Here is a 25,383-nt window from a genome sequence, read left to right on the forward strand (position 1 = left end):
GCTCACGCCGACCGGTCCGAGTGGCCCAGGGACTTCCCCGGGGCCACTCGGTCGCGCACGACCCGCTTGACGGCCGTCGGCTCGGGGAAGCCCTGCTCGCGGCGGTCCCAGACGACCTCGTCGTTGACGCGGACCACGAAGACCCCGCCCTTGCCGGGCTTGAGGGCCAGCTCGGTCAGCTCCTCCTCGAAGGTCGTCAGCAGCTCCTGCGCCAGCCAGGCGGCACGCGGCAGCCAGCGGCACTGCGTGCAGTACTCGATCTGTACGCGCTGGGGGTCACTCATCCGAGGTGCACCGACCAATCCTGTTCCGCCGCCGGCTTGCCGTGCAGGTCGGGGACCCGCTTGAGCCAGTCCGGCCGGCCCTTCTGTGTACGCGCCGCCCGCAGGGCCTCCTCGGCGGCGAGCTCCTCCCGGGTCGGGAAGTCGGTGGGCAGCCAGGCCGCGGAGGCCCGCACGCGCGCGTGGAGGTACTCGACGTACGCGCTCCGGGCCGCGTCGGGCGTGGCGAACGCCGGGTCGTCCGTCAGCCAGGCGTCCGGGACGGCCGCCGTGACCTCGCGCAGCAGGTCGAGCGTCACCCGGGGGGCCAGCTCGGCGTCGGCGGCCCGCACATCGGGCCCGTAGTGGCCGAGGGCGTGATGGCGGAAGTCGTACGCCTTGGCCGGGTCGGAGCCGTCCCAGCGGTGGTGGAAGACGAGGGCGGCGCCGTGGTCGATCAGCCACAGGCGCGGCGGGACCGTGCCGAACGTCGGCCAGACCATCAGGTTGGAGCTGTGCACCGTGCGGTCCACGTTGACGGTGAGGGCGTCCAGCCAGACGATCCGGCCCGCCTCCAGCGGGTCGACGCGGAAGGACTTCGCGAGCTCCGGGGTGAAGTCCCCGGCGCCCGGCAGATAGTCCATGCCGAGGTTGCGGCCGGGGCTGGCGTCGAGGAGGCCGCGCACCTCCTGGTGCGGTTCGTCGGCGCCGAGCGCGGGATCGAAGTGGACCAGGACCAGCTCCGGGAAGCGCAGCCCGAGGGCCCGGGCCAGTTCCCCCACGATCACCTCGGCGACCAGCGCCTTGCGGCCCTGCGCGGAGCCGGTGAACTTCACGACGTACGTGCCGAGGTCGTCGGCCTCGACGACGCCGGGGACGGAGCCGCCGGAGCGGAGGGGTTCGACGTAGCGGGTTGCGAGGACCTCTCTCAGCATTTTCCCACGCCATCCGCCTCTTCAGCCTTGGAATCCAGTCTCAGCCCGGAGGCACGCAACGGCGCTTCCGGCCTCCGGCATGAAGTGAGCATAGTAACCGGGGTGCCCGCTGCGGCGACCTCCGCGCACTGCCGGCGGCACGGCCCGCCGACACTGCTGGGCTTCAGGCGGGTGACTCCGGCCGAGGTCCCGCATCTGCTGACACGGGCCCGCAGGAACGCTGCTCGGGCTGCTGTGCTCCCCCACTCCCGACTTCGCCCGAGCGGGAGGCGCCCCCGTACCGGGCGAGGATCAGCGTGGCGGTCACGGCCAGTACGACGAGGGCGGCGCCCGAGAGCAGGAAGGCGTCCCTGACTCCGGCGAGCGTGATGGCGGTCGAGGCCACGAACGGGGAAACCGCCAGCGCTCCGGCGACCCCGGCCTCCCACAGACCCAGCGCCTTCGCCAGATGGTGGCTGGGAATGCGCTGCTGCACCAGTGCGATCAACGGGATGTCGGTGAGGGCCGAAGCCAGCCCGGTGGCGATGAGAAGAACCGCGGCCACGGCACCGGAGGTGACCATCCCCAGCGGAGCCCGGAAAATTCCGAGCACGGCCCAGGCCAGCACCGCGGCCAGGGCGAGTCCGCGGATCCGCAGACCGGCGAGCAGCAGGGCGCCCACCACCTCGGCGACCCCGGCGACACCCAGCAGCAGACCGTACTGGCCGCCCTGCCCCACGACAGCGACCAGTCCGACGGTCAGGAAACCGTTGGTCAGGGCGAGGGCGAGCACGAAGGTCACGATGACCACCAGCACGTCCGGAGCGGCCCGCACGGCCGTGAGCCCGGCGGCGAGATCGGACCACAGCCCCGCCTGACCGCCGGTGGAGGAGGGGCGGGTCACGCGGATGGCGGCCACGGCAGCGGCCGAGGCCATGAAGGTCAGCCCGTTGACCACCAGCGCCGACTTCATCGAGCCGTAGGCCAGCAGCGGCGCGAGCATGAGCGGGCCGACGAAGAAGGCGGCCCGGAAGGCGACTTGCAGAAGCCCGTTGGCCTGCTGGAGCCGGTCGGCCGGCACGATCTGCGGGACGATGGCGTTGCGGGCGGGGGCGAACGGGGCACCGATCAAAGCCAGCAAGGCCGTTGTCGCCACGAGCAGGGGCAGGTCCAGCAGGCCGAGGGACAGCAGCGCCACGGCCACGGCCACCACGGCGACCCGGGCCAGGTCGGTGGCGATCATCAGCTTCCGGCGGTCGTAACGGTCGGCGTACGAGGCGACGACGAACGTGGCCAGGAACGCGGGAGCGAACGCGGAGACGCTGACCAGAGCAACGGCCGTCGGATCCTTCGTCAGTGACCAGGCCAGCCAGGCGGTCGCGGCGGTGTACAGGCCGTCGCCGAAGCGTGAGACGCCCTGACCGGCGAAGAGAAGCAGGAAGTCGCGGTCCCTCAGCAGTGACATGCGGCCACTGTCGGATCTCCTCGAGCGCTGATCCACTTATTAGGCAGATGGCTAATCAGTGCCCATGCCGGTGCCGTGGAGGAAGCTTTCCAGGCTGGGGGCAAGGCCCGCCACCTGTCCGGGGACGAGCCGGTACAGGACGTAATAGCCTTCGCGGCGGCGTTCGAGCACGCCGGCGTCCGCCAGGACGCGCAGGTGCTTGGAGAGCGCGGCCTCACTGACACCGACGAGCGGCGCCAACTCCTGGGTGCTGCGAGGCCGTTCGGCGATCAGTCGCAGGGCGCGCAGGCGGGTGTCGTCGGCGAGCGCCCGGAGGATGCCGACGAGTTGCGCCGGGGGGATCCTCGGTCGGGCTTCCCGGGCGATCGAGGAGAGGGGGAAGACCAGTCCGAGGGGCCAGGGACCGTCGCAGTTGACCCGCACGTGCGGCCAGACATAGGCGCTGGGGGCGAGCACGAGTGTGTCGTCCGGGCCGATGACGACCTCGTGGTCGTGCGGTCGCTCCAGCCAGAAGCGCTCGGCCTGCGGATCACTGCGTACCTCCGGCCACAGGCCACGGAGCATCCCGTACAGGCCGCGCCGCTCGATCTGGTGCCCGGCCTCGCTGACGCCGGCGGCCAGTTCGGGTTCGAGCCGGGCCCATTCCTCCTCGAACGCCTCCCGCCAGTAGCGCTCCAGCATGCTCAGGAATCGTTCGAGCAGCGCGCGGGGGTCATGCAGGAGCATCGCGGCCATCGCTTCGTCGCTTTCCCGCAACGCTCGTTCCCGCAGCAGGCTGCGTACCTCCGGTTCACCCAGAACCCGCGGATCCCTGCCTTCGCCGCCGCCCGGCCATGGGGTGAGCAGCGGGACGGCGAACTCCAGACGGACCAGTTCCGGATCCGCCGTGCGCAGATGGGCCAGTTCGCTGCCGAAGTCCGCCAGCCCGCCGGTCGGCCGCGGAAAGAGGAACTCGGGGAAGTACGAGCGCACGGCGAAGGAGAACGCCTCGATCTCCCGCTTCAGCGCCGGGGACAGCCTGCGCATCGCACGCACCCAGCCGTGCTGGACGGGGTGGTGCTTGGGCTCCACCAGCACATGGAGACTCAGTACGGCTTCCATCGCCGGCGAGTAGGCGAACCCCACCCGCTCCGCACCGCCGGCAGGCAGCCGGAACACGATCGTCATGACTCGTCATCCTTGCCGCACGGCGTCCGCTGCGGTAGCCGCGCCGCGCGGATGGGTGATCGACGATTGCGACGATTGCGACGATGTCGAAAGTCAGCGGCGTTGCCACTCCTCTGCCAGGAGGCGGTAGGAGCGCACCCGGTCGGCGTGGTCGTGGGTGATGGTGGTGATGAGCAGCTCGTCGGCGCCGGTGGCCTCCCGCAGTTGTTCGAGCTGGTCGGCGACGCGCCCCGGAGAGCCGACGAACTGGGTGTCGACGCGGTCGGCGACCAGTGCCCGGTCCACCTCGGTCCAGGTGTGGGCGCGGGCCTGCTCGGGGGTCGGGAAGGGGATGGCGCCCTCGGCGGTGCGGATGCTGCGGACCCACAGGCCGTAGCCGGTGGCCAGTTCGCGGGCGGTCTCGTCGTCCTCCGCGACGACGACGTCGGCGGAGACGCTGATGTAGGGCTTGTCGAGGTGGTCGGACGGCTTGAACGCGGCGCGGTAGCCCTCGGCCGCCTCCAGTACGGTGGCCGGGCTGACGTGGTAATTGGCGGCGAAGCGCAGGCCGTTGCGGCCTGCGACGTCGGCACTCTGTCCGCCACTGCTGCCCAGGATCCATACCTGCACCTCGGCTCCCTCACCGGGGACGGCGTGCGCCGCGATCCCGTCCGTGGAGCGGTAGTCGCCGCGCAGGAGCGCGAGGATGTCCTCGACCTGTTCGCCGTAGCCCTGGGGGGCGGCGCCGGGCTGGCGCAGGAGCTGCTGCTGGAGCAGGAAACGAGGCGAACCGATCAGGTGCTCGGGGGAGAACCGTGGTGGGATCCTCAGCCCGTTGGGGGCTCGCCCGTCGACGACGGGGGTCGTGGTCGGCCGGGGCCCGGCCGTCTGCCCGGGGGGACGTCCGCCCGAGCGGCCGAGGCCCAGGTCGAGTCGCCCGGGGTGCAGGGCGTCGATCAGGCCGAACTCCTCGACGGTGGACAGGGCGGTGCGGTGACCGAGCTGTACGGCCCCGGAACCGATCCTGATCGTGGAGGTCGCGGAGGCGGTCAGGGCCAGCACGACGGCGGGAGAGGTCCCGGCCACGCCGGGGTTGAGGTGGTGCTCGGCGAACCAGTAACGGGTGTAGCCGAAACGCTCGGTCTGCCGGGCGAGGTCGATGGTGTTGCGCAGGGCGTCGGCGGCGGTGGATCCGGACGTGATCGGGACGAGGTCGAGGACCCCGAGAGGGATGCCGGACATGGTCGGGTGTTGCTCCTCAGCGGTCGGTGGGCGCGGCTGCGGACGGGGCCTCGGGCTCAGGTCGGGGTCCCGGCCCGGATGCGGGTTTTTGTTCGGGTGCGGCTTCGGCGGCGCGTGCGATCTGGGTGAGGTGGCCGATGCCCGGCGGCCGGTCGCCTCCGGTCGCGGCGACCGGAGTGCCGTGGCCGCCGACGACGTGACGGCTGTCGCCGTTGGTGGGCAGGAACCAGTGGAAGGTGAGGCTCACTCGGGGCTCACGCCTTTCGCTCGTCGTGGCCGGCGGTCTCGGTCAGGCCGCTCGTCCGGTGGCCGCCGGCAGGGCCGTACGGCCGCCGAGCGCTTCGGAGAACCGGTCGACGACCTGGGCGAGGGCCTCGGCCGGGCCCGGCGCGACGGTCAGGGTGCGGTCGTCGCCCACCGCGATGTCCTTGTCGAGCGTGAACCAGCCCTGGACGATGTGCGCGGCGCCCATGGAACTGAGCACGGGACGCAGGGCGTAGTCGATCGCCAGGACGTGCGCCGTGGTCCCGCCGGTCGCCAGCGGAAGGACCGTCTTGCCGGCCAGGGCGTACTGCGGCAGCAGGTCCAGCAGGGACTTCAGCAGCCCGGAGTAGGCGGCCTTGTAGACGGGTGTGCCGATCACGACCCCGTCGGCGCGAGCGAACAGCTCGGTCGCCTCCACGATCGCCGGGTGCCGGAAGTCGGCGCCGAGCAGGGCCTCGGCGGGGACGGTGCGGACGTCCAGGGGGATCACGTCGTGCCCCTGGGCCGTGAGCCGCAGGTCCAGGTGGCGCAGCAGCCGGGCGGTACGGGAGGTGGCGGAGGGGCTTCCGGAGACGGACAGGACGGTGGCCATGGCGGATCCTTCGGGGGCGTGAGGTTTCGTGGGTCGGCGGTGCGGGGCCGAGTGGTGCGGCGTGCTGCGGCCCCGCGTCCCGCGACGGCTACTTGTCGGTCTTGGGCAGGCCGGGCGGGTTGATCTCGGACTTGGTCACGGCCTCGTCGGACAGGCCCCACCGCTGAAGCACCTTCGCGTAGGTGCCGTTCTCGATGACCTCGTCGAGCGCGTCGGCGAGCGGCTTGACCAGGCCGCTGTCCTTCTTGGTGGTGGCCGCGATGAGGCCCTGGAGGGTGGAGCCGGCACCGGAGTACACGCCGACCACCTCCGTTTTCCCGGTGGTGGCCGCGTGGTAGGCGGCGGTCGGGTTGGGGCCGAGGTAGAGGTCGATCCGGCCGGACTGGAGGGCGAGGTAGGTGTCGCTGTCGTTCTGGTAGTACTTGATGTCCACCGGCTCGCGGCCGGCCTTCTCGTTCTCCTTGCTCCACTCGATGAGCAGCTTCTCCTGGTTGGTGCCGCTGCCCACGGCGACGGTCCTGCCCGCCACGTCCTCGGGCCCGGTGACCTTCAGGCCGCTGCCCTTCTTCGCCTCGAAGCCCAGGTTGTCCTCACGGTAGGTGGCGAAGTCGTACTTCTCCTTGCGCTCCTCGGTGACGGTGATGTTGCTGAAACCGACGTCGTACTTGGCGCTGTCGAGGCCCACGAAGATGTTCTCCCAGGAGACCGTGTTGATGCGCAGTTCGAGGCCGAGCACGTCGGCGACCAGGGAGGCGATGTCGGGCTCGACACCGATGACGGTCTTGTTGTCGGTGGCGTAGAAGGTCAGCGGCGCCGCCGAGCCGGAGGAGTCGACGACCTCCAGGGTGCCTCTCTTGCGGATCCTCTCCGGGACCTCGGCGGCTATGGAGTCGACCTTGGCGGTGGTGACGCGGTCCTGGTCCGGGCTGATGTTGATCTTCGTCTTGCCGCCCGATGTGGCCGCGACCTCGGTCGTGCCGCCGTCGTCGGGGTTGCCGCAGGCGGCGAGGAGGAGGGCGGCGGTCAGTCCGAGCGCGGCCGCGGTCGTGCGGCGGGTGATCGAGGTGGACACGGTCGTGCTCCTTGCTCAGGGAAAGGGTGAGGGGTGGTCAGAGGACCTTGGAGAGGAAGGCGCGGGTGCGCTCGTGCCGCGGGGTGTCCAGGACGGCCGCGGGCGGCCCCTGCTCCACGACGACACCGCCGTCCATGAACACCACCGTGTCGGCGACCTCGCGGGCGAAGCCGATCTCGTGGGTCACGACGACCATGGTGGTTCCGGTGCGGGCCAAATCCTTGATGACGTCGAGGACTTCGCCGACCAGTTCCGGGTCCAGTGCCGAGGTGGGCTCGTCGAAGAGCAGCACCTTGGGTTCGAGGGCCAGTGCGCGGGCGATGGCCACGCGCTGCTGCTGGCCCCCGGACAGCTGCCGCGGATAGGCGTCGGTCCTGTCGGCGAGGCCGACCCGGTCCAGCAGGCGGCGGGCAGCCTCCTCGGCGTCCTTGCGCGGGCGGCGCAGCGCGGAGACCGGGGCCTCGACCAGGTTCTCCAGCACGGTCAGATGCGGGAACAGGTTGAAGTTCTGGAACACGAACCCGATGTGGGTGCGCTGCTTCAGGACCTCTTTCTCCTTCAACTCGCGCAGCTTTCCCGCCCGTCGCCCACCACCACCCTCGACCGGGGCCCTTCGGGTGGCCCTTCTGTCTTCGGAGCGGCGGTAGCCGATGAGCTCGCCGTCGATGCTGATCCAGCCGCGATCGACCTTCTCCAGGTGGTTGATGGTCCGCAGCAGCGTGGACTTGCCGGAGCCGGACGGGCCGAGGATCACGGTGACCTCACCGGCCCGGACCTGGAGGTCGACACCGCGCAGCACTTCCAGCGGGCCGAAGCTCTTGTGGACGCCGTGGACGTCGACCATGACGTCGTTCATGTCTTCTCCGGCAGTTGTCGGGTGGCCGCGAGTCGTCGGGTGGCCACGAAGCGCCCGACGCGCTGGAGCGGGGTGGGGGGCGGGGTGCGGTTGGCGCCGCGGGCGTAGCGGCGCTCCACGTAGTACTGCGCGATCGACAGCAGGGAGGTGAGGACCACGTACCAGGCGGTGGCGACCAGCAGCAGTGGGATCACCCGGCCGTTGCGGCCGTAGATCACCTGGACCTGGTAGAACAGCTCGCCGATGGACATCACGTAGACCACCGACGTGCCCTTGAGCAGGCCGATGATCTCGTTGCCGGCCGTGGGCAGGATGGCGCGCATGGCCTGCGGCAGCACGATCCGGCGGATCTGCCGCAGCCGGGGGATGCCCAGCGCCGCGGCGGCCTCCAGTTGCCCGTGGTCGACGGAGAGGACGCCGCCGCGGACGATCTCGGCGGCGTACGCGGCCTGGTGCAGCGACAGCCCGATGACGGCGGCGCCGATGGTGCCGATGAGGGTGTTGCTGTCGACGGACCAGAACACCGGGCCGAAGGGGATGCCGAGGCCCAACTCCTCGTATAGGGCGCTCAGGTTGAACCAGAACACCAGCTGGACGATCATCGGGATGGACCGGAAGATCCAGATGTAGGTCCAGGCGACGGTCGCCAGCACCGGGCTGCGCGAGAGCCGCATGAAGGCGAGCACAGTGCCGAGGAGGAAGCCGAGGACGGTGGCGTAGGCGGTGAGCTGGAGGGTCACCCACACCGCCTGGACGATCGTCTCGGAGAAGACGTAGTCCCGGAAGACGTTCCACTCCCAGACGGGGTTCGTGGCCAGACCGTGCGCGAACTGGGCGACCAGCACGATCACGGCGACGCCGGCGGCCCAGCGGGCGTAGTGGCGGGCGGGTACGATCCTCAGCTCGGCCGGGTCCTGGACCGGTTTGGTGGCCGGTTCTGTGATGGTGTCGCTGCTCATGGGTCACCTGTGCTCGGGCGGGTTGATCCGTGACGTGTCGATCGCGGAGGCGGAGGTGCCCCACGCCTTCCGCTTGGCATCGAGGTCCTTCTCGAACGGCAGCGGGCCGATGGTTTCCGGGTCGGCCTCGGTGTCGAACAGCGGTGTGTAGCCGGTGGCCAGGTACAGGCCGCGGGCCTCGGGCTGGCGCGGTCCGGTGGTCAGGTGGATCCGCCGGTAGCCGCGTGCGCTCGCCTCGCGCTCCAGCTCGGCGACGACGCGTCGGGCGAGGCCGCGTCGGCGGTGGGCGGAGTGCGTCCAGATCCTCTTCAGCTCGGCCGTGGTCGCGTCGTACCGGCGGAAGGCCCCGCCCGCGACGGGCTCGCCGCGCTCCAGCAGCAGCAGGAGCAGTCCGCCGTACGACGGGGTGAACTCCTCGTCGGGGTAGCGGGCGATCTCGGCGTGGGCGTCCTTGCCGTAGCGCGTGGAGTACTCGTGGCCGAGTTCGCGCAGCAGGGGCCTCACGCGGGGGTCGGACGGGGCGACATGAATCACCGTCAACTGCACTGGCGCTGACGGCGGTTGCGCTACGGAGGTCATCCACGCACCGCCGCGAGGGTCTGCGTCCCGCGGGCGGCCCGCTCGGCGTCGCGCTTGGCGACCTCCTCCCGGACGATCGGGATGACGTACCTGCCGAAGTCGATGGCGTCGCCCAGGAGGTCGTAGCCGCGCGCGGAGAGGATGTCGACGCCGAGGTCGTAGTAGTCGAGGAGCGCCTGGGCGACCGTTTCCGGGGTGCCGACCAGGGCGTTGGAGTTGCCCGCGCCACCGGTGGCGGCGGCGGTCGGGGTCCACAGGGCGCGGTCGTAGCGCTCCCCCGCCTCGGCGATGGCGATCAGCCGCTGCGACCCCGTGTTCTGCGGCTGGGCGTGGCCGTTGTGGCGCTTGGTGATCGCCTCGCCCTTATCCTTGCGGGCCTTGATCGCGCCGACCGTGCGGTGGGCCTTCTCCCAGGCCAGTTCCTCGGTCGGGGCGATGATCGGGCGGAACGCCACCTGGATACGCGGCACGTCGGTGCGGCCGGCGGCCTTCGCGGCGGCCTTCACCGCCTCGATCTGGTCGGCGGTCTTCGCCAGGGGCTCGCCCCACAGGCAGTAGATGTCGGCCTCCGCGCCTCCGGCGGCGTACGCGGCGGGCGACGAGCCGCCGAACGAGACGTCGGGTCGGGGCTGTTGGGCCGGGAAGACGTCGCTGACGAAGTCGTGGAAGCGGTAGTGCTCGCCCTCGTGGTCGAAGGGCTCGCGGGAGGTCCAGATCTTCTTGACGATCCGGATGTACTCGCTGGTCCGGGTGTAACGCTCGTCCTTGGTGAGCGTGTCGCCCTCGCGACCCTGCTCATGGTCGTTGCCGCCGGTGATGAAGTGCACGGTCAGACGGCCCTCGCTGATCTGGTCGAGGGTGGCGAAGGTCTTGGCGGCGAAGGTCGGGTACGAGACGTTGGGCCGGTGGGCGAGCAGGATCTGGAGACGGTCCAGCCTGCTCGCGATGTACGCGGCCGCCGGTGCGGGGTCGGGCGATCCGGAGCCGTAGGCGAACAGCACCCGGTCCCAGCCGTGGTCCTCGTGCGCACGGGCGAGCCGGAGCGTGTACTCCTTGTCGAAGGCCGCGCCGGAGCGCGGGGTGGTTTCGGAGCCGTTGTGGGTGGCGGCGATGCCAAGGAACTCCACGGGCATGGGTGTGGCCTTTCCTCAAGTTTTTGAGCCGGGCCGCGTTGAACGCGCGGGCACGGTGGAGCAGCCCTCGGCGCGGCCGAATGTGACGGCGTCTCAGGGCGCTGGGAAACAGTGGGTAAGTGCGTGTGACGGCGCTTCAGGGCACTGGAAGGGGTGTGACGACGCCGGGGCAGGTGCCTCGGGTGAGGTCGGGCGGCGGCAGCAGCGCGTGTCAGGTCTCGCGAGCGCGTCCGTACGCGGAATCAGCGCCTGTCGAGCGCGTGCGTACGACGGTGCCGCGAAGGGAGGAACTCGGCCCGCGACGGGGTCACCGAGGGAGGGAAGGGCCGGTCAGACGGCCCGCTGCCGCATCAGGCGCAACACGCGGCGGACCACACCCGACCGAAGTCGATGTGGTCACGGGTGACCAGGCGCTGCTCGGCATTCATGCGACCAATTGAGCAGTACATCTCGCTTCTCGTCAACCACGGCCCGAATGCCGGACCGGTGTCGGGCAGTTCCTGCGCGTGGTTGACACATGCACGCGGTGCGCCCCTACGATCGAGGCCGGACCGGCTCCGCCGCGCGTGGAAGCCGTACCGGCCGCGTTGAGGGACGCGACCGCGGACGACCTGCCACCGAGCCGCGCCGGCACGTCGGCCGCCGGCTGACCGCAGTCAACTCCGTCGCCGCAACCGCGCCTTCCAGTGTGGTGATGGTGCTCGGCTTCCTGCTCGGCACTCCGCTGCTGGTGCAGCTGCTGCTGTGGTTCAACATCGGCGCCGTCCGGCCCACTCCGTGCCCGGCTGGAGAGGGCGACCGCGCCCGGGACGGGGTGACCGGACGGCGGGGAAGCGGTGACCGACCTCCCCAGGTTCGTCACCGCTTCCCCGCAGCAGGGTGCTGCTACCCGCTCACACGGGGATCACGCCGGTCCCGCGACGATCAGGGACCCCGTGCCGCGGCCAGGTCGTCGTAGAGGAGCAGGCCGTCCTCGCGCAGCCGTACGCCCGGCGTCGGGACGTGGAGGTGCTGTCGCCCGTCGTGCATCAGGTGGTGGACCCGCGTGGCTCGCGCGAGGACGGCGAAGTCGGCGATCAGACGGCGGTGGCAGCGCCACCAGACCGCCTCGCTGCACATCACCGCCGTGGGAGCGGTGGCCGCCTCGCGCAGCAGGCGTTCCATGGCGGCGACGAAGCCGGGCGTCCTGGTGTGGGCGGCGTAGCCGCGGAAGGACGTGTTGCGCCAGACGACGTCCGGGCTGTCCGCGGGCGGTTTGCGGTGTCCGCCCAGGTCGGGCTCCCACCGGTAGGCGATGCCGTGTGCGGGCATCCAGGCGGCGAGCCGCGATCTGGCCAGGTCCGGGTCGCGGCGGCTGCCCGGGGCGATGCGCACGTCGACGACGGCGGTGACGCCGGCCTCGTGCAGCAGCCGGACGATCCGCTCGCGGCCGGCGGTGCCGTGCCCGAAGGTGATCAGCGGCGGTTCCATGTCCCTCCGCCCGGCGAGTACCCGCGCCGGAGGGTCGCGTCCCTTCGTCCCCGGGCCGGTGTCAGCCGGCCAGTGGGTTGGGCAGTGGCAGGTAGCGGGCGTCGGCGCCGTCCGCGCCGGTCCAGCGCAGCAGCAGGTTGGTCTTGCCGGGCAGCTCCGGGGCGCCGAGCAGCTGGGCGGCCTCGGGGAGGGGGTGGCGGGCGAACTCCCGGCGCGCGGCCGGCCACGGGTCGAACCCGGGACGGCGTTCGGCGAGGGCGCCGGCGATCTCCGTCAGGTGGTTGACGACCAGGCAGTACACCAGCCGCTCCCAGCCGGCCGCCCGGGGCACGTCCGGCAGCAGTTTGACGCCCTCGGCGTCCCGGAACAGCGCCTGCACGGGCAGGCCGTCGGCGTCGACGGCGACCAGCGTGTTCTGCAGGTGTGCCTCCAGTACGACGCCGTGGTCGGCGAAGGCGGCCAGGGCCGGCGGGACGACGGCCCGCAGATACGCCTCCCACCAGGCCGCCGGGTCGGGTGCGGCATCGAGCGGGCTGCCCGCGAAGCCCTCCACCAGGCCGGCGGCGAGCAGCGGCGTCGCGCCGGGGCGGACATGGTCCCGCAGGCCGTCGCGGACCAGGACGGCGAGCTCCTCGAAGGCGAAGTCGGCGGTGCGGTAGCCGCGGTCGCTCAGCCAGGCGGCACTCCCGGCGGCGGCGGAGAACGCGGCGAACGCATGGACGACCGCCGTGTCGGTGCGCCGGAGTCCCAGCAGGTCGTGGCGCCACAGCCGACGGATGTCGTTGGTGATGCGCACATCCAGGCTGAACTTCAGGAAGAGATCCCGCCCGGGTGCGTACACCGTGCGGATCGCGGCGGTCGGCCAGGTGTCGAAGCCGGTCGTGCCCAGCCTGATCAGCCGGCCGTCGGCGAAGGCCCGGTCGAGATCCACCAGGTCGAGCTGCCAGGGATGGGCGGGCAGCAGCCGGTAGCCGGGCGGGGCCTCGCCCAGGGCGTCCAGCGCCGAGGTGTCGCCCTCCTCGACCACGGCGTCCTCGCGCAGCCCCAGCAGCACCAGTGGGAAGCGGGCGTGCGCCTCGGGGGCGTAGGGCAGCCAGCCGGTGACCGGGCCGCCGCCGCGCGCCTTGGGGGCCGGGTGGTGGGGGTGGCCGGTGACGAGGCACTGCTCGGAGCGCAGGTAGGGGTCGTCGGGCGGAGTGGCACCCGCGCGTGCGGTGAGCAGGGCGGCGACCGCGTCCCTGCTGTCGATCATCTCGGCGGGCAGTTCGTGGTTGGACAGACCGGTGTGGCGGCGCAGCTCCTCCGCGACCAGTTTCACGAGGTCGGTGTGGCCGAGCCGGTGCCAGGCGCCGTCCGCGTACACCTCGGGCTCGGTGGGCCGCCGGGTGCCGCGCACGCGCAGTAGACGACCGCCGGCGGGCAGCCGGTGCACCGGCCGGCCGTCCTGCGGCGGCAGGGGTTCGGCGACCTCCCGCAGCAGGCAGTTGAGCAGCGGCGCCGCCGCGTAGGCGTCGGCCAGGCGTTCGACGTCGTCGGCGGGGGGTGCGGCCGGAGTGCCGTCGGCGGGCGGGGGGATGAGGTCCACGCGTTCCACTCGTTCTCTACGGTTCATGCGGGCGGAGACGATCAGTATCGCTGTCGTCGCGGCCCGCCCCGATGTCCTACTCGTACCCGAGGAGCCCGCCCGTGCACCGTCCCCCCACCGCCGAGGCCGAGGTGGCCGCCGAGCTCGCCGTCGTGCGGCCCGCTCTCGGGCCGCGCTTCGCGGCCGAGCTGCCCGGCGCCCGCGCGGCCGTGCTGACGCGGCTGTGGCGTGCCCTCACCCATGAGCCGCTGCCCTGGGTGGAGGGTCGCGAGCGAGGCCGCGAGGGTCTCACGCTGCGCCTGTCCGACGGCCGCCGCCTGCACGGCCCGCACCCCGACCCGTACGCGACCTCCGCGTATGTGACGGCCGTCGACCTGGACGGGGTGGCGTACGAGGCACCCGCGCGGCTGCTGACGGACCTGGCGGTGCCGCACGGCGGGGGTCTCGCGGCCGAGCTCGATCACAGCACGGCGTCGTTGGCGCTGTCGCGGGCCGGGCAGCAGCCCGCGCGGGGATGGCCGGCGCGGGACTGGGAGTGGGAGCAGCGGGTGGTCGACGGTCACCCCTACCACCCCAACTGCCGTTCCCGGCCCGGTTTCTCGGTGGCCGAGCAGCTGGCGTACGGGCCGGAGCACCGGCCGCGCGCGGTGCGGCTGGGGCTGCTGCCGGTGCCCGCCGGCGAGTGCCTGGTGTCGGGCGGGTGGCCCGGCGAGCTGCGGGACGAGGGGCGGCTGTTGATCCCGGTGCATCCGTGGCAGGCGACGCACGTGCTGAAGCGGCGGTGCGAGACGGGGGTGGAGGCGCATCCGCTGATGTCGCTGCGCACGCTGGCGCTGCCGGACGGACCGCACGTCAAGACGGCGCTGAGTGCCCGGCTCACGTCGTCGGTGCGGGACATCTCGGTCGGGTCGGTGGTCGCCTCGGCGGCCCTGTCGACGTTCGCGGAGAGCCTCGCGGACCACACGGAAGGCCTGCTGCACATGACCCGCACCCTGGGCGCCGTCACCGCCGACTCGCCCGACCTCGCGGCGGTGCTGCGCGAGTCGCCGGTGGTGTACGGGGCGCCGGGCGAGCACGTCGTGCCGGTGGCCGCGCTCACCACCACCGAACTGCCGTCGCGGCCCGGCTGGTTGGCGGAGTTCACGCGGCTCGCGCTGACGGTGGGGCTGCGGCTGCTGGAGCGGGGGGTGGCGCTGGAGGCGCACGGGCAGAACCTGCTGGTGGTGCTGTCGGCGTCGGGTGCCCCGCTGCGGCTGGTCTACCGCGACCTCGCCGACATCCGGGTCAGTCCGGCCCGGCTGGCCCGCCACGGTCTGCCGCTGCCCGAACTGCCGGAGCGGATCCTCACGGACGACGTGACGGCGCTGCGGCGCAAGCTGTTCGGCTCGCTGGTGGGCGGGGCGCTGGCGGCGGCCGCCGGAAACCGGCAGGCGCTGCGGGCGGCGCTGGCGGCGGCCGTGCCGGAGGTGCCGCGCACACCGGACCTCGTGGCGATGTGTGAGGAGCCGCTGCCGGTGAAGGCGTTGACGCTGATGCGGCTGTCGCCGGGGACGGCGGGCGACCAGTGGGCGGGGCTGCCCAATCCGCTGACCGGGGACGAGGATCCCTCGGCGGAGCGGGGGTGACGTCGTTTGTGGCGGGCGACCCGAGATCAATAAGATCCGCCGATGATCAGAACACAACGGCTGGCGGCGGGCGTGTGCGCCCTGCTCGCCGCGCTCGCGGCCGGGATCGCGTTCCCGGCCGGGGCGGTCGCCGACGAGACCACAGCCAACGCGCCCAAGGTCGACCTGGTCCTCGACGTCAGCGGCTCGATGCGGGCGAAGGACATCGACGGCGGGACGCGGATGGCGGCGGCCAAGCAGGCGTTCAACGAGGTGCTGGACGCGACGCCCGAGGAGGTCCAGCTCGGCATCCGCACCCTCGGCGCCAACTACCCGGGCGACGACCGTGAGACGGGCTGCAAGGACACCGCGCAGCTCTACCCGGTCGGACCGCTGGACCGCACGGAGGCCAAGGCGGCGGTGGCGACGCTCGCGCCCACCGGCTGGACCCCGATCGGCCCCGCACTGCTGAAGGCGGCCGACGACCTCGACGGCGGCACCGGTTCCAAGCGCATCGTGCTGATCAGCGACGGCGAGGACACCTGCGCGCCGCTCGACCCGTGCGAGGTGGCCCGCGAGATCGCGGCCAAGGGCATCGGCCTGACCATCGACACCCTCGGCCTGGTGCCGAACGTGAAGATGCGTCAGCAGCTCAGCTGCATCGCGGAGGCCACCGGCGGCACGTACACCTCGGTGGAGCACACGGACGAACTCGCCGACAAGGTCAACCAGTTGGTGGACCGCGCGGCCGACCCGGTGGTGACGCCGGTGGCCACGCGGGGCGCGGACTCGTGCGCGAAGGCGCCCACGCTGGAGTCGGGCCTGTACAGCGACCGTGAGGAGTTCGGGCAGCAGCGCTGGTACCGCGTCGACGTCGACCCGGGCCAGGAGCTGCGCGCCTCGGTGAGCGTGTCGGCGGACCGGGCGATGAACCCCGGGCACGGGGTGCTGCTGCGCGCGGTGACGACGCACGGCCGGGAGATCGTGCGCGGCGAGGCGGCGGGCGACGGCCGTACGGACGTCGTCTCCACCGGCCTGCGCTACCCGAAGGCGGAGAGCGACGAGGACGAGGCTCCCGCCGAGACGGTGTGCCTGGTGGTGACGAACTCCTTCTCGGCGGCGGCCGGGGTGAAGACCACCCCGGGCATGCCGGTCGAGCTGACCGTGGACGTGGTCGACGGCCCGTCGCAGGCCGACGACGTGGCCTCGTTCGGTCTCGGACGCGGCTGGTGGCTGCTCGGCGCGCTGGTACTGACCGGTTTCCTCGCGGGTCTGGTGTGGGGCTGGCTGTCGCGCTGGCGTGTCGCGGTGTGGAGGACCAACTGATGCGGATCACACGTGTGCTGGGCGCGGCGCTGCTGACGCTCGGCCTGGCGGTCTCCCCGGCCGCCGCCGACTCCACTCCGTCCGCGAGCCCGTCCGAGGACGCCTCCGCGCCCACCGAGGCGGGCACCTCGTTCCGTACGGCGACGGAGATCGAGCAGGGGCAGACGGCCACCGCGAGCGGCTCCACCGGCGACTACCTGTACTGGTCGTTCCCGGCCGACGCGGGGCAGCGGCCCACTGTCGGCGCGACGGTGAAGCTGCCGCAGGAGCACGCGGGCCAGACCTGGCAGGTCGATGTGTACGACGGTCTGCGCCGCCGCCAGGCCTGCCAGTACGGCGCCCAGACGCGCACCGCCGCGCCGGGCACCGCCTCCGTGCAGCTGGCCTGCGTGCTGCGCACGGTCCGCGCCTGGTCGGAGCCGTGGGCCAACGACCCGCTGCCGGGCACCTACTACGTCCGGCTGACGGTCCTCGGTGTGAAGACGGCCGACCTCGGGCTGCCGGTCGACGCCGAACTGCGGGTGGACTCCAAGGACGTCGGCGGATCGGCGGCGGTGGACGGATGGCTGGCCGAGCCGCTCGTCCCGGGCGTCGCCGTCGAGCCAAAGGCGGACGAGGAGGATTCGGCGGTGCTGTCGAGCATCGAGCCGGACGACGGCTGGGCCTCCGGCTGGTGGTCCGACCGCTGGGTGTGGACGGCGATCGGCGGCGCGCTGGCCGCGCTCGCCGGGATCGGCGGCTACGCGCTGACCCGCGGGGCGGGACGGCCGTCCCGGGTACCGCCGGGCGCCTGAACCCTTGCTGACGCTCCACCACAAGGCCCGCCTCCGGCGGGCCTTGTGCCGTCATCGCCCCTTCTCCCGGCCGGGATCACGCCTCCCGCAATCCCTTCGCCAACGCGCCCTCGCCGCTCACCTGCACCCGCCCGGCGCGCACGGCGTCCCGCAGGGTCAGCTCGCCCTGGGCGAGGGACGTGCAGGTGGCGGTGTCCAGGACCAGCCGGGCGTCGGGCTCCGCGGGCGCGGGTCCGTCGCCGTACACGGGGCCCTCGCCGGCGCCGACGAACAGATGGAAGTCGCCTTCCTCCAGGTGTACTTCGACGACCGCGCTCTCCCCCTCCAGCGCGCGCAGCAACGGCAGCGCGAACCAGTGGGCGCGGACGGCGTCGGTGGGCCGGCGCTCCCCCAGCTCGCCCTGCCCCCACTCCCCCAGCGCCTGGAGCACGGCCAGCAACTCACGTCCCCTGCCGGTGAGTTCGTACACGAAGGCCGCGCCGGGCGGGGGCAGCCGGCGGCGGGTGGCGAGCCCGTCGCGTTCCATGTCCTTCAGCCGCGAGGCGAGTACGTCCGTGCTCACCCCCGGCAGGTCGGCGTGCAGGTCGGTGTAGCGGCGCGGGCCGGCGAGCAGCTCCCGGACGATCAGCAGGGTCCAGCGGTCGCCGACGACGTCGAGCGCGCGGGCGGCGGAACAGTACTGGTCGTAGCTTCGGCGAGGTGACATGCGACGCAGTCTAGACATGTCGTTGGACTTTCCAAGCTGGTACTTGGTAAAACCAAGCAACACCAGATACCGGAGGGGCGAGCGCGCATGGAGTTCCGGCAGTCGAACAAGCTCAGCGAGGTCTGCTACGAGATCCGCGGCCCGGTGATCGAGCACGCCAACGCGCTGGAGGAAGCGGGCCACAGCGTCCTTCGCCTGAACACCGGCAACCCCGCGCTGTTCGGCTTCGAGGCGCCGGAGGAGATCCTCCAGGACATGATCCGGATGCTCCCGCAGGCGCACGGCTACACGGACTCGCGCGGCATCCTCTCCGCCCGCCGGGCGGTCGCCCAGCGCTACCAGAACCGGGGCCTGGAGGTCGACGTCGACGACGTCTTCCTCGGCAACGGCGTCTCGGAGCTGGTCTCCATGGCCGTGCAGGCGCTGGTCGAGGACGGCGACGAGATCCTGATCCCCGCCCCCGACTTCCCGCTGTGGACGGCCGTCACGACCCTCGCGGGCGGCAAGGCGGTCCACTACCTCTGCGACGAGCAGGCCGACTGGTACCCGGACCTGGACGACATGGCGTCGAAGATCACCGACCGGACGAAGGCGGTCGTGATCATCAACCCGAACAACCCCACGGGCGCCGTCTACCCGAAGGAGATCGTCGAGGGCATCCTCGACCTGGCCCGCCGGCACGGCCTGATGGTCTTCGCCGACGAGATCTACGACCAGATCCTCTACGACGACGCCGTCCACCACTCGGCCGCCGCCCTCGCCCCCGACCTGGTCGTGCTGACCTTCTGCGGCCTGTCGAAGACGTACCGGGTGGCGGGTTTCCGCTCGGGCTGGCTGGTGGTCACCGGGCCCAAGCAGCACGCGAGGGACTACCTGGAGGGCCTCACCATGCTGGCCTCCATGCGGCTGTGCGCCAACGCGCCCGCCCAGTACGCCATCCAGGCCGCGCTCGGCGGCCGCCAGTCCATCCACGAGCTGACCGCGCCGGGCGGGCGGCTGCGCGAGCAGCGGGACGTCGTCTTCGACAGGCTCAACGAGATCCCGGGCGTGTCCTGCGTCAAGCCGAAGGGCGCGCTGTACGCGTTCCCGCGCCTGGACCCCGCGGTGCACAGGATCCACGACGACGAGAAGTTCGTCCTGGACCTGCTGCTGCGGGAGAAGATCCAGGTGGTCCAGGGCACCGGCTTCAACTGGCCCACCCCCGACCACTTCCGCATCCTCACCCTCCCGCACGCGGAGGACCTGGAGGCGGCGATCGGCCGGATCGGGCGGTTCCTCAGCGGGTACCGGCAGTAGCGGCCGACACCCCGGCACGGCTGTGCGCCACGCCCCTCGTGCCGGACCGCCGCCCACCCGGGCCGCTTCCACCCGGGCCCATGTCCGGGTGGGGTCAGCCGTCGGCCCGGACGAAGACGGGCTTGAGGTGCTTCTCCGGCAGCGCGGTCGGCAGGTCCTCCCAGTCGATGACATGGGAGACCACCTTCTCGGGGGCGACCCTGCCGGAGGCGGCGAGGGCGAGGGCGTCGGGGATGTGGGCGCGGACGTTGTCGCGGGCGACGCGCAGGGTGACGCCGGTGAGGTACATGTCGAGCAGGGGCAGCTCACCGGGCCGGAAGTGGTTGCCGGCGCTCTCGCAGATCCCTTCCGGGGTCAGGCATGTGACGGCCAGGGCGAGCTGGTCGACCCGCCCGGTGGCCTCCACGGCGATGTCGTAGCTCCGCGGCGCCGGTTCCAGGGTCTCGGCCGTGGCGGCCCCGAAGCCCCTCGCCAGCGCCCGGTGCTCGGGGTCGGGGTCGACGTAGAGCACGTCGGAGGCGCCGAGGGCGCGGGCGATGTCGCACACGTACAGGCCGATGCTGCCGCGGGCGACGACCAGTACCCGGGCTCCGGGGCGGGCGCCGAGATGGGGGGCGACCAGGCGCCAGGCCAGGGACCAGTTGTCGCTGGCCGAGGCCATGGCGACCGGGTCGAGGCCGGCGGGCAGCGGCACCAGCATGGCGTCGGCGTAGGGCACGCGCACCAGGTCGGAGAAGAGTCCGCCCCAACTGCCGCCGATCGGCGCGCCGTACATCGCCATGTAGGGCACGGCCGTGCAGTGCGCGGTCAGCCCGGCCGCGCAGCGGTCGCAGTCGCCGCAGTTGACGGACCAGGGGACGACGACCAGGTCGCCCGGGGCGACGGTGGTGACGGCGTCGCCGGTCTCGACGACCCGGGCCACGCACTCGTGGCCGAGGGCGAACGGCGGCTCGACGAAGCCGTGACCGGCCAGGATCGCGGAGTCCACGTCACAGGGCGTGGCGGCCACCGGCGCGACGATCGCCTCCCCGTCGGACCGGAGCTTCGGGTCGGGCACCTCGCGCCACTCGACGGTGCGGCGGGCGACGTAGGTCAGTTCACGCATCGGCGTGCTGTCCCTTCGCCAGGGCGACGAGATCGGCGTGGCGGACGACGGAGCCGCCCGCGCCCCAGGTGCCGTCGGGCTGCTCGTGCACCAGCACCCACACCCGCAGGGCGTCCCGCGCGGGGAGCCCGGCGGCGGACAGGACGGTACTCGTCACCTCCTCGACCAGGCCCGCCTTGCGGCGTTCGGACAGGGCGCCCTGCGGGACGGTGACCTCCACCAGGAAGCGGGGCGCGTCGTCCTCGGCGGTGGTCTGGGCGCCCTCGGGCAGCTCGACCAGGTAACTCCACGCCTGGGCGCGGAAGAAGGCCGTGTCGGGCGCGCCCTCCCAGCGCAGCAGTACGGCGGCGAGGTCACGCCGGACACCGTGGCGGCCTTGCTCGGTCAGGGCGCCGGCCGGGGCCGTGAGCCGGATCATCGGCATGGGGACACCTCTCTTTTCGGTCCGTTCGACGGCACGGTCTATGACAGTCGTCATAAACGACGGCCACGCTAGACTATGACGGCCGTCATAGCCAGTGAGGCCGGAAGGGATTTCCCACGTGACCAAGCACAGCCCGTCGGCGCGCGAGCGGATCGTGGCCGGTGCGGCCGACATGATCAGCCGGCGCGGCCTGAACGCGACGAGCATCCGCGAGACGGCCAGGCACGCCAGGGCGCCGCTCGGCTCGACGTACCACTACTTCCCCGACGGCAAGCAGCAGTTGGCCACCGAGGCCGTCCGGTACACGGGCGAGTGGGTCGCGCGGAGCCTGCGCAAGGAACTCGAAGCCGGACCGGTCGCCGGACTGCGCGCCTTCCTCGCGCTGTGGCGCGGGATCGTCGTCGACAGCGACTTCCGGGCCGGCTGTCCCGTCCTCGCCGTCTCCATCGAGGAGCCCCCCGCCGACGAGACGCCCGCCGCCCTGGTGGCCGCCGCCGAGGTGTTCGCCGCATGGGAGGGCCTGCTGGCCGCCTCGCTGCGCGCGCACGGCGCCGAGCCGGAGCGGGCGGAGCAGCTCGCGACGCTGATCGTCGCGGCCGTCGAGGGCACCGTGGCGATGTGCCGCGCCAAGCGCAGCACCCAGCCGCTCGACCACACGGCCGAGCAGTTGCAGGCGCTCATCCTCGCCACGATCAAGGACTGACCGGCCGCCGGACGCCCAGCGCGGCGCGGACGGCCTCGGCCCTCTCGGCGGTGAACACCCCGCTCTCCAGGAGCGGCAGGACGGACAGCACGCCACCGGACGCTCCCCAGCTGCCCTCGTCGATCACGCGGAAGTTGACCCACCACGTCGGCGACGGCTTCTCCAGTCCGCAGGCCGCCGCCAGGGCGGCCAGGACCCGCTCGATGACCTCGGCCCGTACGTCGGGCCGCCAGGCGGCGTCCATCACCGCCACGTCGATCACCATCACGTCGAGTTCCTGACCGGCGTCCGCCAGCAGCCGGCCGCCGATGGCCATCATGTCCCGCGCACGCTCGACGAAGTGCACCTGGAACCCGACGCGGGCGGCCGGGGCGTGCTGCCCCACCTCGGGCACCAGCACGGCGTCCGTCAGCGTTCCGGCCAGCTCACGGCGCTGCTCCAGGCTCAGGCGCCCCTGTGGGGCGTTCACGGTGATGATCGTCATGGCATCCTCCTATGACAGTCGTTATAAAGCGAGGGCGGCAGACTACAGCTGCTCTATAACGACTGTCATATCGAGTCGGGGCTCCCTCAGGTGCGCTCAGCCGGCCACCGGCCGCCATCGGTCCTTCCGAGCGGGGTCGACGCCGCTGAGCCACACCAGCGCGCCGTCGAGCAGCCCGGGCTTGTCCCGGGTGGCCAGGGCCGGCGCTTCCAGCATGTCGGCGGCCTCTTCCAGGTAGGTGACGAGCGTGTCGAGTTCTTCACCGTGGGCGTCGTTGAAACGGGACCAGTGGCCCAGGTAACCGGTCGCGGCGTCCAGGTACAGGCCGGAGGTGTGGTCGGCAGGGCCCAGGGCGACCACCGGGATCCAGGTGGCCTTCCACACGGTGATCCGCTCGTCCTGAGGCCGGTGGGCGTCACGGGCGTCCTCCTGCGCCTGGGCGTCCCTCTTCAGCCGGTGTACGGCGGCCACCGCGTCCAGGGTCAGCAGGGCCTTGTTGCCCGGCAGGCATCCCCGCCCCTCGGCCCCGTCGTCGCCCGCGGTCAGCATCCACAGGACGCGCAGCTCCAGGGGTATCGGGACGCCGAGGTCGCTCTCCAGGGCGGCGACGGCGGCGGGGCGGGCGCCCGGGCGGAGCGCGGCGTAGGAGTCGGGGGCGTGCTGTCGGAGCCAGCCGGTGACGCGCCCCCAGGCATCGGCGACCTGCCGTACGGCGACCGCGTCGGCGGCGGGATCGGCGAACTGCCCCTGCCCCTCGCCCTGGACGGCCTCGGTGAGCTCGGCGCCCTCGGCGGGCCCGGTGGCGCCGGGGGGACGGGTCGGCCCGGTGGGACCGGTCGGCCCGGTCGGCTTGGTCGGATCGGTCGGTTCGGCTGCGGAGATCGGGGTGACGTACCGGATCTGTATCCGGTCCGGCTCCCGGATGTAGCCGATGGCCAGGTCGGGGCAGTCCTCGAACAGGTCGCCGTCGACCGTCACGGTGAGGATGCCGGGCAGCGTCGAGGGCCGGCCCATGTCCGGATCGTCGGCCAGCTGTCCGGCGACGGCCTTCAGGGCGTAAGGGGCGCCGGCCCCGAACTGGGCGACGGTGTCGCGTAAGAGCTGAGGGATCTCGACGTCCACGGCCTGATGCTCCTTGCTGGTCGGAGGAAGATCGAGCAGCACACTACGGGCCCGGTCCCGACAGGCCCCGGTGCGCTTGCGCGAGGCGACGGCGCCGCGCACCTAGCCTGTGCCCATGGTCGATCTCCTCCTCGTCCGGCACGGCGAGACCGAGTGGTCGCGGTCCGGTCGGCACACCGGGGCGACGGACGTCCCGCTCACCGAGCACGGCCGGCAGGAGGCCGTGTATGTGTGCGCTTTCGTGAGCGTGGGTGAGCTTCGGTGTCGGCGGCCGGGGCGTGCGATGGACTTCTGGTCGAGGGGAACGGGAGTTTGTCAGACCCGGGTCGTAGTCTGCGAGCAGGTCCACGTCCGGACACCGAGGAACGTGCCGAGGCGGGACGCCGTATGAGGGGAGCACGCCGTGACACGACCACCGACCGCCGCGCAGCGGCGTGTGATCGACGCCGCCGATCCGGTGACCGGGCGGCTGCGGGGCACGCAGGCGCAGCTCGCCTCGCTGGTGAGGCGGGGCCTGGCCTTCCGGCATCCGCGCCCGCCCCACGACCACTTCCTGACGTCGGCCGGACACCGTGTACGGGAGGCCGAGCCCGAGCCCGCGCCCGCGCCGCCACCCCAGGCGGAGGCGGACACCGGGGTGTTCGCGGCACGGGTCGGCGGCGAGGAGCGCCCGGACACCCGGCCCTCGCGCGCGCGGGAGGTGCACAGCGCCTGGCAGGGACTGCTGGAGCTGCGCCGGATGACCAACCCGGACGGGGCGACCGACCGGCCGTGCGGCTGGGAGCGGACACATCTCGTGCAGGCCGCCGCGCTCGCTCTGGAGGCGGCCGGGCACCGCCCCGCCGGACCGGACGGCGGCGACGGCTACCGGGTGCGGGCGACCCCGCAGCCGGAGGCCGTCGCGGTGCGCGGACCCGACGACGGGACCCGGCCGGCCTGCGCGGCGACCCTGGAGAAGGCGGGCTGGCAGGTCGGCGAGCACACCGATCCACGAGACAGGGAGCGCTATCTACTGGCTTCCCCGCGCCGGGCCTGAGGGACATGCCAAGATCGGTGGAGAGGGCACCGATCCTCGTCGACGACAAGGGGAAGCAGTGAGCGAGCCGTTTTCCGTCCGGGTCACCGTCCGCGGGTACGAGACCGACGTGCAGGGCCACCTCAACCAGGCCGTCTACATCAACTACGCGGAACACGCCCGCTGGTCGCTGCTCCAGGCCGCGGGCATCACCCAGGCCGGCCTGATCGGCCGGGGCATCGGTCCGGTCGCCCTGGAGACGACCATCCGCTACAAGCGCGAGCTGCTCGCCGGCGACGAGGTCGACGTGACGTGCGCCTTCACCTGGGGCCGCGGCAAGACCTTCCGCATCGAGCAGACGATCCGCAAGGCGGACGGCACGGTCGCGGCCGAACTGACCGCCGTCGGCGGGCTGCTGGACCTGAAGGAGCGCAGGATGGTCACCGACCCGCAGGACTACTTCAAGGAACTCGCCTCGAACCCCGCCCTGTTCGGTCTCTAGTGCCGCATCAGGCAACGTTCGCCCTGTTCGTGCGGCAAGTCCCGCGTGGTTGGTGGGCTGTATCTTGGCGCCGTGGATTATCTGGTTGAACTTCGGCGTGAACTGGATGCGTTCGGCGCCGTGCTGGATGGTGATTTGTCGGCTCCGGTCGAGCACTGCGGCAATTGGAGGCTGGTGGATCTGGCCGTACACATGGGAGCGGGGAACCTGTGGGTCGTCGCGGCGGTGCAGGAGGGGCATGGCGATAGCTATGACGAGGATGCCGCGCCCCGTGACCGGGCTGGCCTCAAAGCTTGGTATGCCGAGACGGCGGACGCGCTAATGCAGGCCCTGTCGGTTGACCCCTCGACCGAGGCGTGGACATTCTTCCCGCCACACACAGTCGGATTTTGGCGTCGGCGCCGCAGTCAGGAGACGCTGATGCACCGGTGGGACGCCGAGCACGCGCTCGGCTCGACGACACCGATGGATCCGGCACTCGCCGCCGACGGTGTCGCCGAGGTCTTCGACACCATGGCCCTCCGCATGATCTCCAAGGGGGCCGCCACCTGTCCCGGGCAGGCCGTGCGGATCACCGCCACAGATTCTGGCCGCTGTTGGACTTATGGGACCGGTGAGCCGATCGCGGAGGTCTCGGGCATTGCTGAGGACCTGCTGCTGATGCTGTGGGGGCGCAAGCCTCGGGATACCGGATCGGTGACCTGGGCTGGGGACCGCGAGGTGGGGTTGGGCGTGCTGGCCGGGCCGCTGGTCCCCTGACGTGAC

Annotated in this window: 26 protein-coding genes and 2 pseudogenes; 9 read left to right on the top strand and 19 right to left on the bottom strand. The window is 72.2% G+C overall.

Annotated elements, in window-relative coordinates; translation table 11 throughout:
- Positions 1-2: 2 nt before the first annotated feature.
- From ALMP_RS13340 to ALMP_RS13405, 14 genes and pseudogenes are all read right to left on the bottom strand, one after another.
- Complete coding sequence (locus ALMP_RS13340) at positions 3-284, bottom strand: SelT/SelW/SelH family protein (RefSeq protein ID WP_264927335.1); 282 nt, start codon at positions 282-284, stop codon at positions 3-5.
- Positions 281-1,195 carry a HipA family kinase gene (locus tag ALMP_RS13345; protein WP_264927336.1) on the bottom strand — a complete coding sequence of 305 codons (915 nt, stop codon included), beginning with the start codon at positions 1,193-1,195 and terminating at the stop codon, positions 281-283. The genes ALMP_RS13340 and ALMP_RS13345 overlap by 4 nt, the downstream gene beginning before the upstream one ends.
- Positions 1,196-1,358: 163 nt before the next feature.
- The gene (locus ALMP_RS13350) at positions 1,359-2,639 is read right to left on the bottom strand and encodes an MFS transporter (protein WP_264927338.1); all 1,281 of its coding nucleotides are present in this window, start codon (positions 2,637-2,639) and stop codon (positions 1,359-1,361) included.
- A gap of 51 nt (positions 2,640-2,690) precedes the next feature.
- Positions 2,691-3,806 carry a DUF5937 family protein gene (locus tag ALMP_RS13355; protein ID WP_264927340.1) on the bottom strand — a complete coding sequence of 372 codons (1,116 nt, stop codon included), beginning with the start codon at positions 3,804-3,806 and terminating at the stop codon, positions 2,691-2,693.
- Positions 3,807-3,899: 93 nt separating this feature from the next.
- The gene (locus tag ALMP_RS13360; RefSeq protein WP_264927342.1) at positions 3,900-5,027 is read right to left on the bottom strand and encodes an LLM class flavin-dependent oxidoreductase; all 1,128 of its coding nucleotides are present in this window, start codon (positions 5,025-5,027) and stop codon (positions 3,900-3,902) included.
- 103 nt (positions 5,028-5,130) lie between these two features.
- Positions 5,131-5,274: pseudogene (locus ALMP_RS13365) on the bottom strand (alkanesulfonate monooxygenase); the annotation flags it as partial.
- 42 nt (positions 5,275-5,316) lie between these two features.
- Positions 5,317-5,883 carry an NADPH-dependent FMN reductase gene (gene ssuE / locus ALMP_RS13370; protein WP_264927344.1) on the bottom strand — a complete coding sequence of 189 codons (567 nt, stop codon included), beginning with the start codon at positions 5,881-5,883 and terminating at the stop codon, positions 5,317-5,319.
- Positions 5,884-5,971: 88 nt separating this feature from the next.
- Complete coding sequence (locus tag ALMP_RS13375) at positions 5,972-6,955, bottom strand: ABC transporter substrate-binding protein (RefSeq protein WP_264927346.1); 984 nt, start codon at positions 6,953-6,955, stop codon at positions 5,972-5,974.
- Between the two features lie 37 nt (positions 6,956-6,992).
- Positions 6,993-7,811, bottom strand: coding sequence for an amino acid ABC transporter ATP-binding protein (locus tag ALMP_RS13380; RefSeq protein ID WP_309299468.1), 819 nt, complete (start codon positions 7,809-7,811; stop codon positions 6,993-6,995).
- A complete protein-coding gene (locus ALMP_RS13385; RefSeq protein WP_264927348.1) occupies positions 7,808-8,770 on the bottom strand; it encodes an amino acid ABC transporter permease in 963 nt (320 codons plus the stop codon). The genes ALMP_RS13380 and ALMP_RS13385 overlap by 4 nt, the downstream gene beginning before the upstream one ends.
- A gap of 3 nt (positions 8,771-8,773) precedes the next feature.
- Positions 8,774-9,349 carry a GNAT family N-acetyltransferase gene (locus tag ALMP_RS13390; RefSeq protein WP_264927349.1) on the bottom strand — a complete coding sequence of 192 codons (576 nt, stop codon included), beginning with the start codon at positions 9,347-9,349 and terminating at the stop codon, positions 8,774-8,776.
- Positions 9,346-10,482 (bottom strand): LLM class flavin-dependent oxidoreductase, encoded by a 1,137-nt coding sequence (locus ALMP_RS13395; RefSeq protein ID WP_264927350.1) that lies wholly within the window; start codon positions 10,480-10,482, stop codon positions 9,346-9,348. Before ALMP_RS13395 ends, ALMP_RS13390 begins: the two co-directional genes overlap by 4 nt.
- Positions 10,483-11,406: 924 nt before the next feature.
- Positions 11,407-11,952 (bottom strand): DUF488 family protein, encoded by a 546-nt coding sequence (locus tag ALMP_RS13400; RefSeq protein ID WP_264927351.1) that lies wholly within the window; start codon positions 11,950-11,952, stop codon positions 11,407-11,409.
- 61 nt (positions 11,953-12,013) lie between these two features.
- Complete coding sequence (locus ALMP_RS13405) at positions 12,014-13,564, bottom strand: IucA/IucC family siderophore biosynthesis protein (RefSeq protein ID WP_264927352.1); 1,551 nt, start codon at positions 13,562-13,564, stop codon at positions 12,014-12,016.
- 74 nt (positions 13,565-13,638) lie between these two features.
- Between ALMP_RS13405 and ALMP_RS13410 the strand changes: the two genes are divergently transcribed.
- The 3 genes from ALMP_RS13410 to ALMP_RS13420 are packed head-to-tail and all read left to right on the top strand — an operon-like array spanning position 13,639 to position 17,261.
- Positions 13,639-15,162: an IucA/IucC family protein gene (locus ALMP_RS13410; RefSeq protein WP_264927354.1), complete on the top strand. Its 1,524-nt coding sequence runs from the start codon at positions 13,639-13,641 to the stop codon at positions 15,160-15,162.
- 42 nt (positions 15,163-15,204) lie between these two features.
- Positions 15,205-16,467 carry a VWA domain-containing protein gene (locus tag ALMP_RS13415; RefSeq protein ID WP_264927356.1) on the top strand — a complete coding sequence of 421 codons (1,263 nt, stop codon included), beginning with the start codon at positions 15,205-15,207 and terminating at the stop codon, positions 16,465-16,467.
- Positions 16,467-17,261 carry a hypothetical protein gene (locus ALMP_RS13420; RefSeq protein ID WP_264927358.1) on the top strand — a complete coding sequence of 265 codons (795 nt, stop codon included), beginning with the start codon at positions 16,467-16,469 and terminating at the stop codon, positions 17,259-17,261. The genes ALMP_RS13415 and ALMP_RS13420 overlap by 1 nt, the downstream gene beginning before the upstream one ends.
- Before the next feature lie 76 nt (positions 17,262-17,337).
- Here ALMP_RS13420 and ALMP_RS13425 read toward each other — a convergent pair whose 3' ends face one another.
- Positions 17,338-17,967, bottom strand: coding sequence for a winged helix-turn-helix transcriptional regulator (locus ALMP_RS13425; protein WP_264927360.1), 630 nt, complete (start codon positions 17,965-17,967; stop codon positions 17,338-17,340).
- 87 nt (positions 17,968-18,054) lie between these two features.
- Between ALMP_RS13425 and ALMP_RS13430 the strand changes: the two genes are divergently transcribed.
- Positions 18,055-19,263 carry a pyridoxal phosphate-dependent aminotransferase gene (locus ALMP_RS13430; protein ID WP_264927362.1) on the top strand — a complete coding sequence of 403 codons (1,209 nt, stop codon included), beginning with the start codon at positions 18,055-18,057 and terminating at the stop codon, positions 19,261-19,263.
- A gap of 94 nt (positions 19,264-19,357) precedes the next feature.
- Here ALMP_RS13430 and ALMP_RS13435 read toward each other — a convergent pair whose 3' ends face one another.
- Complete coding sequence (locus tag ALMP_RS13435) at positions 19,358-20,368, bottom strand: zinc-binding dehydrogenase (RefSeq protein WP_264927364.1); 1,011 nt, start codon at positions 20,366-20,368, stop codon at positions 19,358-19,360.
- Positions 20,361-20,792, bottom strand: a complete 432-nt coding sequence (locus ALMP_RS13440; RefSeq protein ID WP_264927365.1) for a tautomerase family protein — start codon at positions 20,790-20,792, stop codon at positions 20,361-20,363. Before ALMP_RS13440 ends, ALMP_RS13435 begins: the two co-directional genes overlap by 8 nt.
- A gap of 118 nt (positions 20,793-20,910) precedes the next feature.
- Here ALMP_RS13440 and ALMP_RS13445 point away from each other — a divergent pair, with 118 nt between their 5' ends.
- The gene (locus ALMP_RS13445) at positions 20,911-21,495 is read left to right on the top strand and encodes a TetR/AcrR family transcriptional regulator (RefSeq protein ID WP_264927367.1); all 585 of its coding nucleotides are present in this window, start codon (positions 20,911-20,913) and stop codon (positions 21,493-21,495) included.
- Here ALMP_RS13445 and ALMP_RS13450 read toward each other — a convergent pair.
- Both ALMP_RS13450 and ALMP_RS13455 read right to left on the bottom strand, forming a co-directional pair.
- Positions 21,485-21,979, bottom strand: a complete 495-nt coding sequence (locus ALMP_RS13450; RefSeq protein ID WP_264927369.1) for a tautomerase enzyme — start codon at positions 21,977-21,979, stop codon at positions 21,485-21,487. The genes ALMP_RS13445 and ALMP_RS13450 overlap by 11 nt on opposite strands.
- Before the next feature lie 96 nt (positions 21,980-22,075).
- Complete coding sequence (locus ALMP_RS13455) at positions 22,076-23,101, bottom strand: hypothetical protein (protein ID WP_264927371.1); 1,026 nt, start codon at positions 23,099-23,101, stop codon at positions 22,076-22,078.
- Between the two features lie 115 nt (positions 23,102-23,216).
- On the opposite strand from ALMP_RS13455, the pseudogene ALMP_RS13460 reads away from it, so the two are divergent.
- The 4 genes and pseudogenes from ALMP_RS13460 to ALMP_RS13475 form a co-directional block, all read left to right on the top strand.
- Positions 23,217-23,324 (top strand): annotated as a pseudogene (locus ALMP_RS13460) (histidine phosphatase family protein); the annotation flags it as partial.
- Between the two features lie 180 nt (positions 23,325-23,504).
- Complete coding sequence (locus ALMP_RS13465; protein ID WP_264927373.1) at positions 23,505-24,137, top strand: hypothetical protein; 633 nt, start codon at positions 23,505-23,507, stop codon at positions 24,135-24,137.
- A 58-nt stretch (positions 24,138-24,195) separates the two neighbouring features.
- Complete coding sequence (locus tag ALMP_RS13470; RefSeq protein ID WP_264927375.1) at positions 24,196-24,618, top strand: thioesterase family protein; 423 nt, start codon at positions 24,196-24,198, stop codon at positions 24,616-24,618.
- A gap of 72 nt (positions 24,619-24,690) precedes the next feature.
- Positions 24,691-25,377 carry a maleylpyruvate isomerase family mycothiol-dependent enzyme gene (locus tag ALMP_RS13475; RefSeq protein ID WP_264927377.1) on the top strand — a complete coding sequence of 229 codons (687 nt, stop codon included), beginning with the start codon at positions 24,691-24,693 and terminating at the stop codon, positions 25,375-25,377.
- The last annotated feature ends 6 nt before the right edge of the window (positions 25,378-25,383 follow it).

Source organism: Streptomyces sp. A012304 (assembly GCF_026008495.1).
GTDB lineage: Bacteria > Actinomycetota > Actinomycetes > Streptomycetales > Streptomycetaceae > Streptomyces.

Bases quoted from the DNA above. Each gene is read 5' to 3' on its own strand.
- ALMP_RS13340 (WP_264927335.1), bottom strand. From the start codon at position 284: ATGAGTGACCCCCAGCGCGTACAGATCGAGTACTGCACGCAGTGCCGC.
- ALMP_RS13385 (WP_264927348.1), bottom strand. From the start codon at position 8,770: ATGAGCAGCGACACCATCACAGAACCGGCCACCAAACCGGTCCAGGAC.
- ALMP_RS13425 (WP_264927360.1), bottom strand. From the start codon at position 17,967: ATGTCACCTCGCCGAAGCTACGACCAGTACTGTTCCGCCGCCCGCGCG.
- ALMP_RS13400 (WP_264927351.1), bottom strand. From the start codon at position 11,952: ATGGAACCGCCGCTGATCACCTTCGGGCACGGCACCGCCGGCCGCGAG.
- ALMP_RS13380 (WP_309299468.1), bottom strand. From the start codon at position 7,811: ATGAACGACGTCATGGTCGACGTCCACGGCGTCCACAAGAGCTTCGGC.
- ALMP_RS13395 (WP_264927350.1), bottom strand. From the start codon at position 10,482: ATGCCCGTGGAGTTCCTTGGCATCGCCGCCACCCACAACGGCTCCGAA.
- ssuE (WP_264927344.1), bottom strand. From the start codon at position 5,883: ATGGCCACCGTCCTGTCCGTCTCCGGAAGCCCCTCCGCCACCTCCCGT.
- ALMP_RS13360 (WP_264927342.1), bottom strand. From the start codon at position 5,027: ATGTCCGGCATCCCTCTCGGGGTCCTCGACCTCGTCCCGATCACGTCC.
- ALMP_RS13350 (WP_264927338.1), bottom strand. From the start codon at position 2,639: ATGTCACTGCTGAGGGACCGCGACTTCCTGCTTCTCTTCGCCGGTCAG.
- ALMP_RS13415 (WP_264927356.1), top strand. From the start codon at position 15,205: ATGATCAGAACACAACGGCTGGCGGCGGGCGTGTGCGCCCTGCTCGCC.
- ALMP_RS13440 (WP_264927365.1), bottom strand. From the start codon at position 20,792: ATGCCGATGATCCGGCTCACGGCCCCGGCCGGCGCCCTGACCGAGCAA.
- ALMP_RS13390 (WP_264927349.1), bottom strand. From the start codon at position 9,349: ATGACCTCCGTAGCGCAACCGCCGTCAGCGCCAGTGCAGTTGACGGTG.
- ALMP_RS13345 (WP_264927336.1), bottom strand. From the start codon at position 1,195: ATGCTGAGAGAGGTCCTCGCAACCCGCTACGTCGAACCCCTCCGCTCC.
- ALMP_RS13420 (WP_264927358.1), top strand. From the start codon at position 16,467: ATGCGGATCACACGTGTGCTGGGCGCGGCGCTGCTGACGCTCGGCCTG.
- ALMP_RS13405 (WP_264927352.1), bottom strand. From the start codon at position 13,564: ATGAACCGTAGAGAACGAGTGGAACGCGTGGACCTCATCCCCCCGCCC.
- ALMP_RS13430 (WP_264927362.1), top strand. From the start codon at position 18,055: ATGGAGTTCCGGCAGTCGAACAAGCTCAGCGAGGTCTGCTACGAGATC.
- ALMP_RS13355 (WP_264927340.1), bottom strand. From the start codon at position 3,806: ATGACGATCGTGTTCCGGCTGCCTGCCGGCGGTGCGGAGCGGGTGGGG.
- ALMP_RS13450 (WP_264927369.1), bottom strand. From the start codon at position 21,979: ATGACGATCATCACCGTGAACGCCCCACAGGGGCGCCTGAGCCTGGAG.
- ALMP_RS13435 (WP_264927364.1), bottom strand. From the start codon at position 20,368: ATGCGTGAACTGACCTACGTCGCCCGCCGCACCGTCGAGTGGCGCGAG.